Source organism: Sphingomonas kyungheensis, assembly GCF_037120395.1.
Classification (GTDB): domain Bacteria; phylum Pseudomonadota; class Alphaproteobacteria; order Sphingomonadales; family Sphingomonadaceae; genus Sphingomonas; species Sphingomonas kyungheensis.
Genome location: NZ_JBBBDM010000002.1, coordinates 382,995 through 402,227, shown reverse-complemented (window position 1 = coordinate 402,227; position 19,233 = coordinate 382,995). Strand labels below are relative to the sequence as shown.

Below are 19,233 nucleotides of genomic sequence, written 5' to 3'. Positions count from 1 at the left end.
CTCAGCGCAGCAGCAGGTGCGCGACCGCCGGGCTCGGCCAGGCGATGGTGCGGACCTCGGGCGGCAGCGCGGCCTCGTCCACCCGCGTGCGATCGGTGACGACGACGCGATAGCGGTCGGCATGGCGGCTGACCGCGCCGACATTGCCGCTGCCGCCGAGCGCAGCGACCATCGTCCCGGGCAGCGTCACCGGTGCGGCGGCCGGCGGGGCCGCGACCGGCGCGGTCGCGGTACCGCCGGCGTCGAGCGCCGCGCGCATCTCCATCGCCAGCCCGTCGGCGATGCCGCCGACGATCACCTGCACCGCCGTCCCCGACGGGCGCAGCACGCCACGCGCGCCGAGCTGGCGCAGCCGCGGCTCGTCGATCGCCTGGGCGTCGGCGACCGACAGGCGCAGCCGGGTGGCGCAGGCGTCGATGCCGCGCAGATTGGCCGCACCGCCGAGCGCGGCGACGAACGCCGCCGCCTTGGCATCGGCCGCCACCGCCGGTCCGGCCGGCACCGCCTCGGGCGCCTCGCGCCCCGGCGTCGGCAGGTTGAAGCGGACGATCGCCCAGCGGAACAGCACGTAGTAGATCATCGCATAGGCCGCCCCGACCGGCAGCAGCATCAGCGGCCGCGTCGCCTTGCCGTAGTTCAGGACATAATCGAACAGCCCTGCCGAAAAGCCGTAGCCGAGCCGGACGCCGAGCGCGTTCATGATCGCCTCGGCGAGCCCTGCGAGCAGCGCATGGATGCCGTAGAGCACCGGCGCGAGGAACATGAAGCTGAACTCGATCGGCTCGGTGACGCCGGTAAGGAACGAGGTCAGCGCGAGGCTGAACAGCATCCCGCCGACTTCCTTGCGCCGCTCCGGCGCCGTCGCGTGGTACATGGCGAGACAGGCGGCGGGCAGGCCGAACATCATCACCGGGAAGAAGCCGCTCATGAAGCCGCCCGCGGTCGGATCGCCGGCGAAGAAGCGGGTCAGGTCGCCGGTCTTGCCGTGATAATCGCCGACGACGAAATAGGCGACGTTGTTGAGAATATGGTGCAGGCCGGTGACGAGCAGCAGCCGGTTGAGCAGGCCGAAGGCGAAATAGCCGTAGCCGCCCGCCGCGACGACGCCGTGGCTGAGCGCATCCATCCCGGCGTCGATCGGCGCATAGCTCAGCCCGAGCAGCAGCGCGATGACCAGCCCGGCGATGCCGGCGATGATCGGCACGAACCGACGGCCGCCGAAGAAGGCGAGATAATCCGGCAGCTTGAAGGTCGCGAACCGGTTGTAGAAACCGCCGCCGACCAGCCCCGAGAGAATGCCGACCGGCACCTCCAGCCGATCGATCGCGGCGGTCTTCCACGCAGCTGACACGCCGGCGACGAGCGCGTCGGGCACGTTGGCGAGCGTCGCGGCGGGCACGGTCAGAAAGGATTGCGAGGCGTTGACCGAGACGAGATAGCAGACGATCCCCGCCATCGCCGCGGCACCATTGCCGTCGCGTGCGAAGCCGGTAGCGACGCCGACCGCGAACAGCAGGCCGAGGTTGGAGAACATCGCATCCCCCGCCGCGCTGACGAAGGGAATGTCGAGCAGGTCGGGCTGACCGAGGCGAAGCAGCAGCCCGGCGATCGGCAGCACCGCGATCGGCAGCATCAGCGCGCGGCCAAGCGGCTGCAGGAAGCCCATGATGGTGGCGCCGGCGGTGGAACGGGTCATCGGCTGATCTCCTCGGCGAATTGGCGGGCGAGCGCGCGGACCTCCGCGGCGCCGGCGGCGGCGGTCGCCGCGGCGGCATGCGTCCGCACCGCCGCCAGCGTCAGCCGCCCGACCAGCGCCTTGGTCGCCGGCACGCGCGCCGGCGGCACCGACAGGGTGCGGACGCCGAGCCCGATCAGGATCGGCGCGGCGAGCGGATCGGCGGCAAGCCCGCCGCAGACGCTGACCGGCACGCCGCGTGTCGCCGCACCGTCGCAGGTCATGCCGATCAGGCGGAGGACCGCCGGATGCAGGCCATCGATCCCGCTGGCCACGGCGGGATTGCCGCGATCCATCGCCAGCACATATTGGGTCAGGTCGTTGCTGCCGATCGACAGGAAGTCGGCATGCGCGGCGATCAGATCGGCGGTCGCCGCCGCCGCCGGCGTCTCGACCATCGCGCCGAGCGGCACCGGGCCGATGCCGAGCTCGTCGCGCAGCCGGTCGAGCGCGGCGCGCACCGCGATCAGTTCGGCGACGCTCGCCACCATCGGCACCATGATGCGCACCCGGTCGATCTCGGGCACGGCGAGGATCGCGCGCAATTGGGTGTCGAGCACCTCCGGCCGCGCCAGCGAGACGCGGATGCCGCGCAGGCCGAGCGCCGGATTCTCCTCGGGGGGAATGGCCAGATAGGGCGCGGGCTTGTCGCCGCCGACGTCGAGCAGGCGGATCACCACCGGCCGCCCCGGCAGGGCCGCGACGACACCGCGATAATCCGCCGCCTGTTCGGCGACGTCCGGCGCGACGGCGCGGTCGAGGAACAGGATCTCGGTGCGGAGCAGGCCGCAGCCCTCGGCACCGGCCGCCGCCGCCGCCTCGGCATCGGCGATCGAGCCGAGATTGGCATAGACGTGGATGGCCGTACCATCGGCTGTCGCCGCGGGAGCGTCACCGGCGGCGCGCGCGGCGGCCTCGGCGGCGGCGCGGCGGTCGATCACCGTCTGCGCCTGCGCGATGCGATCGGGGGCAGGATCGGCGACGACCGCACCGGCGTCGGCGTCGAGGATCAGCATCGTGCCGTCGGCGATGACGCGCAGCGCGTCGCCGAGCGCGACGACCATCGGCACGCCCAGGCCGGCGGCGAGCATCGCGACGTGCGAGGTCGGGCCACCGCCGACCACCGCGAAGCCGGCGACCTGCGCCGCGGCGAGCGCGGCGAATTGCGAGGGCAGCAGATCGTCGGCGAGCACGATCGCGCCGGCCGGCACGCTGACCGCTGCGGCGCGCGTGCCGAGGATGGCATGGACGACGCGCAACGCGACGTCGCGAATGTCGTCGGCGCGTTCGGCGATGCGGGCGTTGCCGGTGGCGCGAAGCTGCGCCCCCTGCGCCTCCGCCGCGGTCATCATCGCCGCCGCCGCCGCCATGCCGTTGGCGATCCCCGCCTCGGCTCGACCGCGCAGGTCGGGATCGTCGAGGATCGCGCGATGCGCGGCCAGCACGCCGCCGATCTGCCCGCCGCCCGCCGTGGCGGCGAGGTCGGCGGTGACCGCGGCGATACCCTCGGCGAGGCGCGCCCGTTCGATCGTCACCCCCTCGCCCGTCGTCGGCAGCTCGGGAATGTCGGGACGCAGCCAGACGGCGCGGCCGATCGCCACGCCCGGCGCGGCAGGTACGCCGGGCAAGGCCCCCGGCTCGAGCGACGGCGCGGCGGCAGGCGGCGGCGCGACGGCCGGCGGCGGCGCGTCGACCTCGGCGCTGAGCAAGGCGACGACGGCGTCGATCGCGCCGGCCGCATCGCCGCCGCGCGCGGTGATGGTGACGGCGCGGCCCTGCGCGAGGCCGAGCGACAGCAAGGCGATCGGGCTCGTCGCCGATGCGCTGTCGTCACCGGCGGTCAGCGTCACCTCGGCGCCGCTGTCGCGCACCGCGGCGACGATCCGCGCCGCCGGCCGCGCGTGCAGGCCATGGGGCAGCAGCACGGTGGCGTCGCGTCGCAGCGTCTCGCCCGCCGCGGCGTCCGCCAAGCCGCCTTCGGCGGTGGCGGCGCTGATCCGCGCGAGCGGGGCTCCGACCGCGATCAGCCCCTCGCCCGCGATCGGCGCGATCGTCGCCGCGCCCTCGACGAGCAGCACCGGCGTCACCGCCGAGGCGGCCTGCCGGACGATCGCATCGAGGTCGAAGCGGATCAGCGCATCACCGGCGCGGACGCTGTCGCCCGGCGCGACGAGCGGGGTGAAGGCGCTGCCGCCGAGCCGCACCGTGTCGATGCCGATATGGACGAGCAGCGACACGCCGTCGCCGAGGTCGAGGGTGATCGCATGACCGGCAGCGTGGAGCGTCTGGACCCGCGCATCACAGGGCGCGTGAAGCGTGTCACCGGTCGGATCGATCGCGACGCCCGGCCCCATCATCCCCTCGGCGAAGACCGGATCGGGCACGGCGGTCAGCGGCAGGACCCATCCCGCGAGTGGCGCCAGCAGCTGCTTGTCGGTCATTCCATCATTCCTCGCCGGTCGGACGCGCAGTGTATCGCGCGGCAACCCGCTGACAATACCTATTGAATACCTTTGTGAGCGCCTCAGCCCGCGCTGATCGTCACCGGGCCGACGATGCCGGAGGGCCGGCCCGGCTCGGGCGCGACGATCAGGACGATCGCACGCGGCCCCGCGCCCGCCGGCAAGGCCGCCGTGATCGGTCCGACCGCCGCTCCGGCTTTGTCGGCGAGTTTGCGTCCGTCGACCCACAGTTCGGCCCGTCCTGCGACCGCGGCGAAGGCGATCCGGCCGCCCTTCGCGGCGATGACGCGCACCGGCGTGACGCTGGCCCGATAGACCTGCCAGCCCGCCTGCGCCTCGGCCGGGGTGGCGGTGCCGCTGTGGACGAAGGCCCAGCTGTTATTGTCATTCTCTGCCGGCGCCAGCGACGCGTCGGGGCGCGCCGCGAGCAAGGGCGAGCGCCGCCAGTCGTCGATCGTCCGCGTCGCGGCGAGCGGTGCGACCTGCGCGCGGGGCGTGGCGGCGACACGGTCGATCATCAGCGCCGCCGGGCGCAGACCGGGCGCGGTGGCGCGCAGCGTGATGCGACCGCGCCCGCCGGCGTCGGCCTGGACGATGACCTGCGCCAGCCCGTTGAACAGCGATCGCGCGCCGCTCGTCGCGCTGTCGCCCTTCTCGGATTCGTGGCTGTTGGGATCGCCGTTGCCGACACCGATGATCGTCGCGCCGGTGACGACGAACCGCGTCGGCAGATTGGCGGTGGGGACGTGGCGGCCACGCGCGTCGATCGCGTCGATCGTCACCGGCTGGACGTCCTCGCCGTCGCCCGCCATCGCGCGCCGTGCCGGGGTGAGGCGCAGCGCCACCGGTGGCCCCGCCGTCTCATGCCCAGCGCGCGCCACCTCGCGTCCGCCGATTGAGGCGATCACCTCGATCGTGCCGGGGGCATAGGGCACGGTGAAGCTGTTGCCCATCAGCCGGTCGACCGCGGCCTCGCCGACGACGCGGCCGTTGAGCCTGAGCGTGATCCGCTCGGCATTGCTGAGCACGAGGATCGGCACCGGCTGCCCCTCGCGTCCGGGCCAGGTCCAGTGCGGCGCCAGGCCGACGACCGGCGCATCGTCGATCCAGCCGGCGCGATGGATGTCATAGGCCGTCTTGCGGAAGCCGCAGAGGTCGAGGATGCCGAAGAAGCTGCTGATCGTCGGCCAGACGTGCGGCGTCGGCTCGCCATGATAGTCGAAGCCCGTCCAGACGAAGCCGCCGGCGACGAACGGGCGCCTGGCGATCTCTGCCCAGCCCTTGCGGTGCGTCTCGCCCCAGCCCGCCGCATCGTCGTCCATCGACGAGCGGATGTTCTTCGCCGGGATCGTCTGATAGGCGCCGCGCGTCTCGAACGCGCTGGTATCCTCCGAGCTGGTCATCGGCTTGGTCGGGTTGAGCGCGTGGAACTTGTCGTAATCGCCGGGATAATAATTGAAGCCGACGACGTCGACGACGGTCGAGACATTCTCCGGATTGAAGAAGGCGCCGTTCATCGCGGCGGTGACCGGGCGACTGTCGTCGAGCCGCTTCACCGCGGCGGCCATCCGCCGCACCATCTCGACGCCGGCGTGGGTGCCCTGCATCGGCTCCTCGTTGAACACCGACCAGAGGATGACGCTGGGATGGTTGCGGTCGCGCCGCACCAGCCATTCGAGCTGCGCCATATAGTCGGGCGAGGGATTGAAATTGCGGTTCTCGTCCATGACGAGGAAACCCATCCGGTCGCATAGGTCGAGGAAAGCCACCGGCGGCGCGTTGTGCGAGCAGCGGATCGCGTTGCAGCCCAGCTCCTTGAGCCGCTCCAGCCGCCACGCCATCAGCGCGTCGGGAAGGGCGACGCCGACGCCGGCATGGTCGTGGTGGATGCACACGCCCTTCAGCTTGACCGGCGCGCCGTTGAGGAAGAAGCCCCGGTCGGCATCGAAGCGGATCGTGCGGAAGCCGACCGGCACGCTGCGCGCATCGACCGTCGCGCCGTCGCGTTCGAGCGCCACGGTGACGGTGTACAGCGTCGGGGTCGCCACCGACCAGAGTGCCGGATCGGCGATCGTCAGCGTCGTGGTGAGGTCGCCCTGCCCGAGCGGCGGCACCGTGGCCATATCGGTCGTCGCGGTCGCGACCGTCCGGCCGCCTGAATCGAGCAGCCGGGCCACGGCGCGGACCCCGACCGCCGCGGCCTCGGTCGAGCGCGCGGTCACCGTGACGGGCACGCTCCAGCCGCCGCCGCTGCCGGCGCGCGGGTCGCAATGCACGCCGTCGGTGACGATCGACACGGGCGCGCGGCGGGCGAGCCAGGCATGGCGGTAGAGGCCGGCGCCTTCATACCACCAGCCCTCCATCGCCTCGGCATCGACGCGGATCGCGACGACGTTGCGCTCGTCGCCGAAGCGGGCGAACGGCGTGATGTCGACGTAGATGCTGTTATAGCCCGACCAATTATGCGCGACGACGCTACCGTTGACCCAGATGGTCGCGTTGGTGGCGATACCGTCGAACTGCAATTCGCAATATTGGCCGCGGCTGGCGGGATCGAGGTGGAAGCTGCGCCGGTACCAGCCGATGCCGCGTGGCCGATAGCCCTGCGCGACATTGGCGCTCTCGACGAACGGCTGGAACGACGCCCAGTCATGCGGCAGCGTCACCAGCGGCCAGTCGCTGTCGTCATAATCGATCGCCGCCGCGCCGACCGCATTGCCCGCCTTGGCGCGCAGATAGGTCTCGTTATGCGTCGCCGCCGGCGGCACCGCGATGTCGCCTTCGTGGAACAGCCAGCCCTGGTCGAAGCCGATCCGCGACGGATCCCCCACCGGCAGCGGCGCGCGCAGGCCGTCGACCGGGGCGGGCATCGGCAGCGCGCCATAATCCGGCCCGCGCGCTGCGCGCGCGGCGGCGGGCAGGGTCAGCGTCAGACCGGCACCGGCGGACCCGAGCAGCTGCCGCCGGTCGATCGTCATGCCGGATGGCCGCCGATGGTGGTGGCGACCGGCGCCATCGCCGCGGTCAGTTGCACCCAATCGGCGCGCAGCCCGGCGGCGAGCGTCCCGCGTTCCGCCGACAGGCCGAGGAAGGCCGCCGGATTGCCCGCGGCGAGCCGCGCCGCCGCCACCGGCTCGAGCCCGAGCATCCCCATCGCATTGGCGACCGCCGCCGCCATGTCGAGGTCCGATCCGGCCAAGGTGCCATCCTCATAGGAGCAGATGCCGTCGCGCACGCGAATCTGCCGCCCCTGCAGGACGAAATCCTTCACCTCCGCGCCGACCGACGACATCGCATCGGTGACCAGCATCATCCGGTCGAGCCCGCGCGCGCGCAGCGCGATGCGCAGCACCGCCGGAGCGACGTGGACGCCGTCGGCGATCAGCCCGCACCACGGCCGCGGATCGTCGAGCGCTGCGCCGACGAGGCCGGGAGTGCGCTGCACCATCGCCGGCATCGCGTTGAACAGATGGGTGATGCCGCTCAGCCCCGCATCGAAGGCGGCGAGCGCCCCGTCATAGCTCACCTCGGTATGACCGGCGCTGACCAGCACGCCGGCGGCGGTCAGCTGGGCGATGTCATCGATCTGCGCCAGCTCGGGCGCCAGCGTCACCATCACCTTGCCGCGACGCGGCCGGGTGAGCAGCGCGATCATCTCGGCATCGAGCAGGCGGAAGCGCGCCGGGTCGTGGATGCCCTTGCGCGCGACGTTGAGCCACGGCCCCTCGATATGCACGCCGACCACGCCGGGCACGCCCGCCGCGATCGCCGCATCCACCGCATCGAGCGCGAGCGCGATACGGTCGGGCGTGTCGCTGATCAGCGTCGGCAGCAGCGCGGTGGTGCCGTAGCGCGCATGTGCCGCGGTGATCGCGGCGATGCCGTCGATGTCGGTCTCGTCGTTGAACAGCACGCCGCCGCCGCCGTTGACCTGGGTGTCGATGAAGCCCGGCATCAGCCAGCCGCCGTCGAGATCGACCGCGTCACCCGCGTCGCCGTCGAGCGGGCGGATCGACGCGATGCGATCCCCCGCAACGACGATCTCCGCACCGCGCCACACCGCATCGGCGACGACGACCTGGCCGTTGGTATATCGGAACGCCTCGCTCATAGCGTGCGCGTCACCTTGGCGAGGTGCGGGGGCGTGTCGGGATCGAGCCCGCGCCGCCGCGACAGCGCCTCGGCGAGACCGTAGAAGCTCGCCAGCATCAGGATCGGCTGCACCGCCGAATGCGCGTCGAGCGCCGGCAGGTTGGCGCGCGCATCGCCGGCATGCGCCGACAGGACGGTCGCGCCGCGGCCGGCGAAGGTTTCCGCCACCGCCATCACGTCGTCGCCCGCCGCGTCGGAGGTCGCCAGCGCGAGAACCGGAAAGCCTTCGCCGACGATCGCCATCGGGCCGTGGCGCACTTCGGCGGCGCTGAACGGCTCGGCCTGCAACTGGCAGGTCTCCTTGAGCTTGAGCGCGCATTCCTGCGCGACGCCGAAGCCATAGCCGCGACCGATGACGAACATCTGCTTCGCCTCGGCAAGCGGCTCGACGCCCGCGCTCCAGTCGAGCGCCACGGCGCGTTCGAGCTGTTCGGGCAAGGCCTTCACCGCCTCGGCGAGCGCGGCATCGCCCGACCAGGCCGCGACCAGCGCGGCGAGGCCGGCCATCGCGGCGATGCACGATTTGGTCGCGGCGACCGAGCGTTCCGGCCCGGCGCTGAGCGCGAGCAACGTGTCGGCCATCTCGGCGAGCGGCGACGTCTCGTCGTTGACCAGCGCCACCACGTCGGCGCCGGCCTTGGCATGCGCCTCGACCGTCGCGAGCAGATCGGGGCTGCGACCGCTCTGCGAGATGGCGATGCACAATGCGCGCCGCGTCGTCACCGGCGCGTCGAACAGCGATACGACCGAGGGCGCGGCGGAGGCGACCGGCACGCCGATGAGCGTCTCGATCAGATATTTGCCGTACATCGCGGCATGGTCCGACGATCCGCGCGCGCAGGTCACGACCACGTCGGGCGGGGTCGCACGCAGCCGCTCGCCGAGCGCGGTCAGCGCGGCGGTGTTGCGCGCCACCAGCCGGGCGACGGTCGCTCCCGCCTCCAGCGTCTCGGCGCGCATCAGCGTGCCCGTCATCGTATCGGTCGTCACTTGGTTCAGGGCCCCCGGGCTCGTGTCAGCTGTCGGCGAGCTCGGCCACGAAATCGTAGCTGTCGCCGCGGTAATAGGATCGGGTGAATTCGACGGCGCGGCCGTCGCGCAGGAAGCCGCGCCGCTCGATCAGCAGACCGGGCGAGCCCGGATCGACGCCGAGCATCCGCGCGTGGTCGGTGCCGAACGGCACGGCGCGCAGCCGCTGGAGGGCGCGCACCGGGCGATGCCCCGCCTCGGTCAGCGCGGCGTAGAGCGAGCTTTCGACCGCATCGATCGACGGCAGGCAGAAACCGGCGATCGTCGCCACCTCCAGCGCCATCGGCACCTCGTCGGCGAAGCGCAGCCGCTGGAAGCGGAACACCGGCGCGCTCGGCGACAAGGCCAGCGCCATCGATTCCTCGGGGCTGACGGTCCCGACGCTGCGCGAAACCCAGCTGCTGCTCGGCGTCAGGCCGCGTGCGATCATATCCTCCGAGAAGGAAGACAATTTGCTGAAATTCTTCTCGACGCGCCCGGCGACGAAGGTGCCCGCGCCGCGGCGACGGGTGAGCAGGCCTTCCTCGACCAGCCCCTCGATCGCCTTGCGCACCGTGATGCGCGACACGCCATATTCGACGGCGAGATCGCGCTCGGCCGGAATCGCATCGCCGCGCGTGATCACCTCGCCACCGATCGCGTCGCGGATGAGCTGTTGCAGCTGCAGATAGAGCGGTGAGGGATTGTCGGCACGAAACCGCCCCACCCGGCTCACGAAACTCATCCCTCACTCCCTGTTCTGCTGCTTGTGGCGTCAACGGGTGCCACGGCTCGCAGAGCGGCGCCAGTGGCGCCTTGCCCTACAATTGTCCTAGATTGGACTGGTCGTCAATGACCTGACGTAGCTGCGCGACGACCCTGGCGCTGGTGATCCGCGGCGGCGGCCCGAAGTCGATACGCTCGGCGGAGGCGGGTGCGGCGGCCGTGCTCGCCGAGCCGTGGACCGCGCGGACGCCGGTGGCGGCGATCAGCGCGGCGACATTGCCGGGGGCGACACCGGCGCCGGCCATGACGGTGCAGCGGCCCGCGGCGCGCGCCACCATCCGGGCGATCGTCGCCGCCCCGGCGGGCGCCGAGGCCGCACCGCCCGAGGTCAGGATATGGTCGAAGCCGAGCGCGACCGCCGTATCGACCGCGGCGACCGGATCGTCGACCACGTCGATCGCGCGATGCAGCGTCATGCCGACGGTGGCGGGCAGCGCGTCGCGGACGCCTGCCAGCGCCGCCGTGTCGAGCGCCCCCTCCCGCGTCGCGCCGAAGACGAGGCCGTCGACCCCCGCCGCGACCAGCGCCGCCGCCTCGCGCTGCGCCAGCGCCAGCGTCGTCGCGTCATAGGTGAAGCCGCCCGGCTGCGGTCGCACCATCGCGCGCACCGCCACGCCGGCCGGTCGCGCCACATCGAGCACCGCCGCGACCAGACCTGCCGACGGGGTCAGCCCGCCGAGCGCGAGCGCGGCACATAATTCGATCCGGTCGCAGCCGCCGGTGATCGCCGCGGCGGCACCCGCGACGGTCTCGACGCAGATCTCCAGAGTGATTCGCGGAGCGGTGTCCGAAGTGTCGTGACGATTCGCCTGCATCGTCATGATTCGGCCCGCATCACCCGCACTTGCCGCGTTTGCCGGCGCTCGTCCGTCGCGATCGTGTGCGACGAACCGTTGCAACACCCGCCGCCGCCGTATCCGTCGTCCCGCATGATCCTCTCTCCCAAATCACTGATCGCTTTACACTTTACCTGCGCTACACGCTTTCGGACCGTAACGGTCCCAGAGCGGTCACGCCACCGGTCACACAATTCGCCGCATTCGCCGAGCGATATTACACTTTTAATGCATGGATTGGCATGGATTGGTTATAACCTTTCCATAGCGAGCGGATTTATATGCCAAAATGGCACGCTCGTGGATCGCCGCCGGCCGATGCGGCTGTGTGAACGGAGCATGCGGCCGGGCGTGCGCCACAAAGGGGACTGAAGCTGATGCACCTTCGCCATGCGATCCTCGTGACCACGGCCCTGGCCGGCCTTGCCACGGCCATTCCGTCGACGGCGCAGACCGCGCCCACCGCCAGCCCACCCGGCAGCGACGATCAGGCGGCGACGACGACGACCGCGACGGACGCACCGGCCGACGGCGACATCATCGTCACCGGCTATCGCGGCAGTCTGCAAAAGGCGATCAACGTCAAGCGCAACGCCAATGCGGTGGTCGATGTCATCACCTCGGAAGACGTCGGCAAATTCCCCGATCGCAACGTCGCGGAATCGCTGTCGCACATTCCCGGCGTCAGCATCGACCGGCGCTTCGGCGAAGGCGAGAAGGTGGCGATCCTCGGCACCGATCCGGCGCTCAACCGCATGCTGCTCGACGGCCATGCGCTCGCCTCGGCCGACTGGGGCGGCAACGACAATGATCCGTCGAGCCGCACCTTCAACTATTCGCTGCTCGCCCCCGAACTGGTCGACCGGCTCGAAGTGTACAAGTCGCCCGAGCCGCGGATCGAGGAGGGCAGCCTCGGCGGTACGGTGATCGTCCGCACGCGCCGGCCGCTCGATCTGCCGGCCAATTCGATCTTCGCCTCGGGCGGCTATTCGTACAATGACCGGTCGGACAAGGGCAACGCCCGCGGCTCGGGCCTGTACAGCTGGCGCAACGCCGACGAGACGTTCGGCGTGCTCGTCGCCGCCACCTACGACAAGCAGAACCTGACCCGCGCCGGCGTCGAATTCTTCGGCTATGACAATACCGCACCCAATGCCGACGGCACCTACAACAGCCCGTTCGTCAATCGCGCCAGCGACGGCACCCTCAGCCTCAAGAGCCCCGGCGCGACGATCACCGGCGGCACGATCGAGGATCTGTACAAGGCGGCCTCGCCCTTCGGCATCAACTACGCCTATTTCCAGCAGCAGCGCGAGCGCAAGAGCGTGTCGGGCACGATGCAGTTCCGGCCGAGCAGCGACCTGACTCTCACCCTCAACGGCACGCATATCGACGGCAATTACAACAATTACAGCCAGTCGATGTACACCATCCCCGGCGCCTGGACGGGGAACGTGTTGCAGTCCGCGACGATCAGCAACGGCGTCGTCACCGCCGCAAGCTTCGGCGCGGCGACGAGCCAGAGCGCGCAGCTCGATACGCTCGTCCGCCGCACCAGCCTCAAGACCGACAATCTCAACCTGTTCGCCGACTGGGAGGGCGACGGCGGCGCCAAGGTCAACTTCTCGGGCGGCTGGTCGCGCGCCAAGGGCGGCCGCAATCCCGAATATCTGTTCAACGTGCAGACCAAGCTGCCGTACAGCTACGCCTTCACCAACAACACCGCGACGGTCAATTTCGTCGGCGACCTGACCAATCCGGCGAACTATTTCACCAATCCGAACAACAACGCCGCGCAGATCGAGGGGCGGCCGGTGCTGACGTCGACCGGGGCGCAATTGGTCGCGGCGCAGATCGGCGGGCTGGACTATAGCGTCACCACCGATCGCGATATCTTCGGCGGCTATGACGCGACCATCCCGGTCAGCGTCGGGCCGTTCACGGAGATCCTGCTCGGCAGCCGCGTCACCGATCACGTCAATCGCGTCGATGCGCGCGGGATCAACACCTATCTGCAGCAGTCGCTCGACGTCACCCAGCTCGGCGTCACTGCGCTTACCACGCCCGACGGCACGTTCGACGGCAGCGGCGGCATGGGCAACGCCACCAAATATCTCAACCTGCCGCAGCAGTCGGTGATCGACATCCTCGCCAATGCGATCAACAGCCCGCTCGTCACCAAGGTCGGTGCCTCGACCAAGGTGCGCGAAACGGTCATGGCCTCCTATGCCCAGGCCAATTTCGATCAGGACGGGCTGCGCGGCAATATCGGCGGCCGGCTCGTCTATACCCGCGACATCTCCAATTACGCGACGACGCTGAGCAACACGGTCAATCCGGTACCGGTGCCGACCCGCACGGTGAACGACTATCTCAAGTTCCTGCCGAGCCTCAACATCGCCTATTCGATCACGCCGAAGGTGATCGTCCGCGGTGCGGCGGCGCGGGTCATCGCCCGGCCGCGCTACGAGGATCTGGCGGCGGCGACCTCGCTCAACAACGTCACGCTCGATGGTGGCGGCGGCAATCCCAACCTCAAGCCCTATGAGTCGACCAATTACGAACTGACCGCCGAATATTACCCCCGCGCCGGCAGCCTGCTGGCGGTCGAACTGTTCCGGCGCGAGATCAGCAACTATATCTTCAACACGCGGACCAATGCGGTCTTCTTCAACTCGCTGACCGGTGCGTTGGCGACCTATAACGTCAACCAGCCGATCAACGGCGGCAAGGCGAAGGTCAACGGCGCGTTGATCTCCGCGCAGAGCGACATCTGGGGCGGCTTCGGCTTGCAGGCGAATTATTCCTATCAGGAAAGTTCGACCTCCAATACCGACGTGACCGGCACGACGCTCAACCTGCCCTATCTGTCGGAGCATACGATTAACGTGATCCCCTATTTCGAAAAGGGACCGTTCCAGGCGCGGGTCAGTTACAATTACCGGTCGAGCTATTTCCGCACGATCGGCCGGCTCGGCTCGCGCGAAATGGTCGCGCCCTACAGCCAGCTCGATGCCTCCGCCTCGCTCAACATCACCAAGGGCATCGTGCTCAGCGTCAACGCGCAGAACCTGCTCGACGAGACGTACCTGCAATATAATGCGACGCCGGACCGGCCCACCGCCTTCTACAAGAACGGCCGCACGTTCGCGGCGGCGGTGTCGTTCCGGATGTAAGACGCCCCGGTCAAACCACTCAAATAACGTGTGTAAAAAATCATTGCCTCGGCAGCCCGTGATGCGGCTGCCGGGGCTTTTTTGCAGATCAGGCATGGACGCCGCGGAAAGCGTCGGCCAAGATACCATCAATACCAAAACAGGACCAAGGGGCGGCCATGAGGGAGCAACCGGGAATCGCGATCGTCGTCGGCGCTGCGCTGGCGCTGCTGACCGCGCCCGCCGCCGCCCGCCCCGCCCCGCCGGCTGCGGGCGAGCTGCCGCTCGTCCCCCTGCCGCAGAGCGTGACGCAGGGCAGCGGAAGCTTCCTCGTCGCCGACGGCGCGCGGGTCGGCACACCGCCGGGCGATGCCGGTGCGGCGGCCGCCGCGCGGTTGCTCGCCCAGCACGTCCGCGTCGCGCGCGGGATCGCGCTCGCACCGGTCGCCGGCGAGGCCGCGATCCGCTTCGTCCGCGATGCGACCGTCACCGGCGACGAGGCCTATCGGCTCGACAGCGATGCGCACGGCATCCGGATCAGTGCATCGGGCGATCGCGGCCTCGTCCACGGCGCGATGACGCTCGCGCAATTGCTCAGCCCGGATCGCGCTTATGGCCGGCCGGTCGCGGTGCCGGCGCTCGCCATCGCCGATGCGCCGCGCTTCGCCTGGCGCGGGCTGATGATCGATCCGGCGCGGCATTTCCAGCCCGTCGCGGTGCTGCGCGATATCGTCGACCAGATGGCGGCGGTGAAGCTCAACACGCTCCATCTCCATCTCAGCGACGATCAGGGCTGGCGGTTCGAGGTCAAACGCTATCCCAAGCTGACCGAGGTCGGCGCCTGGCGCACCCCGCCCTCCGCCGGCGGCCCGCCGGGAGCGCGCGTCGGCGGCTTCTATACGCAGGAGGAGCTGCGCGGCCTCGTCGCTTATGCCGCCGAGCGCGGTATCGTCGTCGTGCCCGAGATCGACCTGCCCGGCCATGCACAGGCCCTGGTCGCCGCCTATCCCGAACATGGCGTGCTCGGCGATCGGCCCGCAGTCGGCCACGACTGGGGCGTCAATCCGTATCTGCTCAACCCGCGCCCCGAAACGGTGCGATTCGTCGAGGACATTCTCGACGAGCTGCTCGCGGTGTTTCCGGGCCCGTATATCCATCTCGGCGGCGACGAGGCGGTCAAGGATCAATGGGAGCGCTCGCCCGCTGTGCAGGCGCAGATGGCATCGCTCGGCCTCAAGACCGAGATGCAGATGCAGAGCTGGCTGATCGACCAGCTCGCCGCCTATCTCGCCAAGCGCAACCGGCGGCTGATCGGCTGGGACGAGATCCTCGAAGGCGAATTGCCGCAATCGGCGGCGGTGATGTCGTGGCGCGGCGAGACGGGCGCGGTCGAGGCGGCGAAGCGCGGGCACGATGTCGTGCTGTCGCCGGGGCCGACGCTCTACCTCGACAATGCGCAGAGCGATCAGGCGGACGAGCCGCCCGGCCGGCTGGCGATCCAGACGCTGGCCGACCTGTATCGCTACGATCCGCTGCCCGCGGGCATCGATGCCGCCGCCGCCGGACATATCCTCGGCGCGCAGGGCAATGCGTTCAGCGAATATCTCATCACCGCGCGGCAGGTGCAGCATGCGATCTTCCCGCGCGCCGCGGCGCTCGCCGAGATCAGCTGGTCGGCGCCGGGGACGCGCGACTTTCCCGGCTTCGTCGCACGGCTTCAGCCGCAGATCGCGCGCTGGCGGCGCGCGGGGCTGGAGGTCGCCGACAGCGCCTTCGCGGTCACGTACACGCTGGAGGGCAAGCGCGGCGACGTGCTGCGCAGCGGGCGCATGACGGTCGCCCTGGCGACACAGGCCCCGCTCGGCACGATCCGCTACACGCTCGACGGCAGCGCCCCCGCCGCCAACAGTCGGCGCTATGCCGCGCCGCTGACGCTGGCACCCGGCGCGACGATCCGCGCCGCCGCCTTCGATGCCGCGGGCGTGGCGCTGGCGGCGCCGCGCAGCTTCGCGACCGACCGGCAGGCGTTGCTCGGCGCTGGCAATGACGCGCTCACCGCCTGCCCGACCGGATCGCTGGCGCTGCACGTACCGCTGACCGCCGACGCCACCGCCGACGCGCCCGCCTATAAGATCGACCTGTTCGACACTTGCTCGGTCTTCCCCGCTGCACCGATCGCCCGCGCGAGGACGATCGCGCTGGACGTCGCACGACTGCCGCGGCCGTTCGGGCTCGCGCACGAGTTCACCAAGCTGCGCGCGCACTACAACGTCACGCCGCACGGCGAGCTGGTCGTCACCGCCGGCTGCCCGACGAAGGACGCGCCGCGGCCGGCGGTGCTGGCGACCTTCCCGCTGCCCGATCCGGCAAGCGCGCCCAACCGGATGCGCTTCGAGGCCGCGCTGCCGCCGCAGACGCGCGACGCCGACCTCTGCCTGCAATTCACCTCGCCGCTAGCCGACCCGCTCTACGTGGTCGATCACGTCCAGTTGACGGAGCCTGTCCAGTGAAGCCCGCCCTCCCCCTTCTCTTCGCCCTGCTCGCATCGACGCCGGCCTTCGCCGCGCCGCGTACGGACGTGGCGCTCGACCGTGGCTGGCAGGTGCGGATCGATCCCGCCGACAGCGCTGCCGGACAGGCGCATCCCAAGGAAACGCGCTGGCTGCCCGCGCACGTGCCGGGCAGCGTCCAGCAGGATCTGATCGCCGCCCACCGCGTCCCCGATCCGTTCAAGGGCACCAACGAAGCCGCGATCCAATGGGTCGGCCTGACCGACTGGCAGTTCCGCACGCAGATCGCGGTGTCGCCGGCGATGCTGGCGCGCGACCATCTCGACCTCGTCTTCGACGGGCTCGACACCTTCGCGACGGTGCGCGTCAACGGTCGCGTGCTGCTGTCCGCCGACAATGCGCATCGCCGCTGGCGCGCGGATGCCAAGTCGCTGCTCAAGGCCGGCGACAATGAGATCCTCGTCACCATCGCCTCGCCGATCAAGCAGCTCGCGCCGCTCGTCCTCGCCGCCAAGCACCCGCTGCCCGGCGAATATGTCTCGGCGTTCAAGGACGATCCCGGCGACCGCCAGACCTCGCCCTATATCCGCAAGCCGAAATACCAATATGGCTGGGACTGGGGCCCGCGGATCGTCACCATCGGCCTGTGGCGGCCGGCGCGGCTCGAGGCGTGGGACGCGGCGCGGATCGAGACGCTGCGCGTCGAACAGGATGCGCTCAACGATGCCGAGGCGCGGCTGACCGCGCGCGCGACGATCGTCGCCGACCGGGCGAAGACGGTGACGCTGCGCACGACGATGACCGCGCCCGACGGCACCGCGCGCACCGTCGAACAGGCGGTGGCGGTCGCCGCCGGGCCCAACCGCGTCGCGATCCCGCTCACCGTCGCCGCGCCGCAGCGCTGGCAACCCGCCGGTTATGGCGCGCAGCCGCTCTACACCGTCGCGACGACCCTGCTGGTCGACGGCGCGGCGAGCGAGCAGCGGGCGCGGCGCATCGGGCTGCGCACCGTGTCGCTCGACCGGCGTGATGGCGCCTTCGCCTTCGTCGTCAACGGCAATCGCGTCTTCGCCAAGGGCGCCAATCTGATCCCGTTCGACAGCTTCCCGGCGCGTGTCGAGGCGGCCGAGATGCAGGGGCTGCTCACCGCGGCGCGCGACGCCAATATGAACATGATCCGCGTCTGGGGCGGCGGCTATTATCTCGACGATGCCTTTTACGAAATGGCCGACCGGCTGGGTCTGATGATCTGGCAGGATTTCATGTTCGGCGGCTCGGTGACGCCGCCCGAGGCCGCATTCCGCGAGAACGTCCGCATCGAGGCGGACGAGCAGGTCGCGCGGCTCGGCGACCATCCCTCGATCGTCCTCTGGGCGGGCAATAACGAAGTCCTGTCCGGCTGGGAGAATTGGAGCGACCGCAAGGCGTTCAAGACCGCGGTCGGCCCCGACGAGCAGGAGCGGATCGGCACTGGCATGGCGGTGCTGTTCGACCGGGTGCTGCGCGATGCCGTCACGCGCAACAGTCCCGGCACGCCCTATATGCCGGGATCGCCGTCGAGCGATTACGAAGGCCCGACCGATACCGACGCCAATGGCGATCGCCATTTCTGGGACGTCTGGTCGGGATCGAAGCCGGTCGAGCAATATCTCGATCACTGCCCGCGCTTCATGTCCGAATATGGCTTCCAGGCGATGCCGACGATGGCGACGATCCGCGACTTCGCCGGGCCGGGCGCGCTCGATGCTGACGGCGCGGTGATGAAGGCGCATCAGAAGTTCCTGGCGGGCGAAGGCAATGCCCGGCTGCGGCTGTATCTCGACCAGCGGCTGCGGCCGGCCAAGGACTTCGCCGACTTCGTCTATCTGACGCAGGTCAATCAGGCGCAGGCGATCGGCCTCGCCGCGCGCCACCACCGCGCCTGCCGGCCGGTGACGATGGGGTCGCTGTTCTGGCAGCTCAACGACGTCTGGCCGTCGATCAGCTGGGCGAGCATCGATCACCTCGGCCAGTGGAAGCTGCTCCAGTATGAGGCGCGGCGGTTCTTCGCACCGCAGGCGATCGTCGCGGAGCATAAGGACGCGAGCACCCAGGTGACGCTGATCTCGGACGCGACGACGCCGATCGCGGCGCGCTGGCGGGTGACGGTGCGCGACATGACCGGCGCGACGCTGGCGACGCGCGAGGCGGCGGCGACGCTCGCGCCGCTCTCCGCCGCGACGGTGGCGACGCTGCCCGATGCCGCGCTGTTCGGCGCCGCCCCGCCGGCGCAGAGCTATGCGGTCGCCGAGCTGCTGATCGACGGGCGCAGCGTCAGCCGCACGATCGTCGAGCGGCTCGCGCCCAAGGACATGGCCTATCCCGATCCCGGCCTGACGCTGCGCCGCGACGGCGACCGGGCGACGATCACCGCCGCCCGGCTGGCGCGCGCGGTGATGATCGACATGGGCGATATGCCGGGCCAGGCTTCCGACAATGGTTTTGACCTATTGCCCGGCGAGAGCATCACGGTGACACTGACCGGCCAGCAGACGCCGGTACTGCGGACGCTGGCGCGATGACCCTTTCCTCCCCCTGTCTCGGAGCGAC

Annotated in this window: 10 protein-coding genes; 3 read left to right on the top strand and 7 right to left on the bottom strand. The window is 70.3% G+C overall.

Annotated features, from left to right (window positions below; all coding sequences use genetic code 11):
* Position 1: 1 nt before the first annotated feature.
* From nagE to V8201_RS05920, 7 genes are all read right to left on the bottom strand, one after another.
* Positions 2 to 1,696 carry an N-acetylglucosamine-specific PTS transporter subunit IIBC gene (gene nagE / locus V8201_RS05950; protein ID WP_235199438.1) on the bottom strand — a complete coding sequence of 565 codons (1,695 nt, stop codon included), beginning with the start codon at positions 1,694 to 1,696 and terminating at the stop codon, positions 2 to 4.
* Positions 1,693 to 4,176: a phosphoenolpyruvate--protein phosphotransferase gene (ptsP, locus tag V8201_RS05945; protein ID WP_336544722.1), complete on the bottom strand. Its 2,484-nt coding sequence runs from the start codon at positions 4,174 to 4,176 to the stop codon at positions 1,693 to 1,695. The genes nagE and ptsP overlap by 4 nt, the downstream gene beginning before the upstream one ends.
* 83 nt (positions 4,177 to 4,259) lie before the next feature.
* Positions 4,260 to 7,175 (bottom strand): beta-galactosidase GalA, encoded by a 2,916-nt coding sequence (gene galA / locus V8201_RS05940; RefSeq protein WP_336544721.1) that lies wholly within the window; start codon positions 7,173 to 7,175, stop codon positions 4,260 to 4,262.
* The gene (gene nagA / locus V8201_RS05935) at positions 7,172 to 8,308 is read right to left on the bottom strand and encodes an N-acetylglucosamine-6-phosphate deacetylase (RefSeq protein WP_336544720.1); all 1,137 of its coding nucleotides are present in this window, start codon (positions 8,306 to 8,308) and stop codon (positions 7,172 to 7,174) included. The genes galA and nagA overlap by 4 nt, the downstream gene beginning before the upstream one ends.
* Entirely contained in the window at positions 8,305 to 9,324 is a 1,020-nt protein-coding gene (locus V8201_RS05930) for an SIS domain-containing protein (RefSeq protein WP_336544912.1), read from the bottom strand. The genes nagA and V8201_RS05930 overlap by 4 nt, the downstream gene beginning before the upstream one ends.
* A gap of 40 nt (positions 9,325 to 9,364) precedes the next feature.
* Positions 9,365 to 10,102 (bottom strand): GntR family transcriptional regulator, encoded by a 738-nt coding sequence (locus V8201_RS05925; RefSeq protein WP_037530205.1) that lies wholly within the window; start codon positions 10,100 to 10,102, stop codon positions 9,365 to 9,367.
* A gap of 76 nt (positions 10,103 to 10,178) precedes the next feature.
* The gene (locus V8201_RS05920) at positions 10,179 to 10,964 is read right to left on the bottom strand and encodes a copper homeostasis protein CutC (protein WP_336544719.1); all 786 of its coding nucleotides are present in this window, start codon (positions 10,962 to 10,964) and stop codon (positions 10,179 to 10,181) included.
* A gap of 416 nt (positions 10,965 to 11,380) precedes the next feature.
* Between V8201_RS05920 and V8201_RS05915 the strand changes: the two genes are divergently transcribed.
* From V8201_RS05915 to V8201_RS05905, 3 genes are all read left to right on the top strand, one after another.
* Positions 11,381 to 14,155: a TonB-dependent receptor gene (locus V8201_RS05915; RefSeq protein ID WP_336544718.1), complete on the top strand. Its 2,775-nt coding sequence runs from the start codon at positions 11,381 to 11,383 to the stop codon at positions 14,153 to 14,155.
* 158 nt (positions 14,156 to 14,313) lie between these two features.
* Complete coding sequence (locus tag V8201_RS05910) at positions 14,314 to 16,644, top strand: beta-N-acetylhexosaminidase (protein ID WP_336544717.1); 2,331 nt, start codon at positions 14,314 to 14,316, stop codon at positions 16,642 to 16,644.
* On the top strand, positions 16,641 to 19,205 hold the full coding sequence (locus tag V8201_RS05905; RefSeq protein WP_336544716.1) for a beta-mannosidase: 2,565 nt from the start codon (positions 16,641 to 16,643) through the stop codon (positions 19,203 to 19,205). Before V8201_RS05910 ends, V8201_RS05905 begins: the two co-directional genes overlap by 4 nt.
* The last annotated feature ends 28 nt before the right edge of the window (positions 19,206 to 19,233 follow it).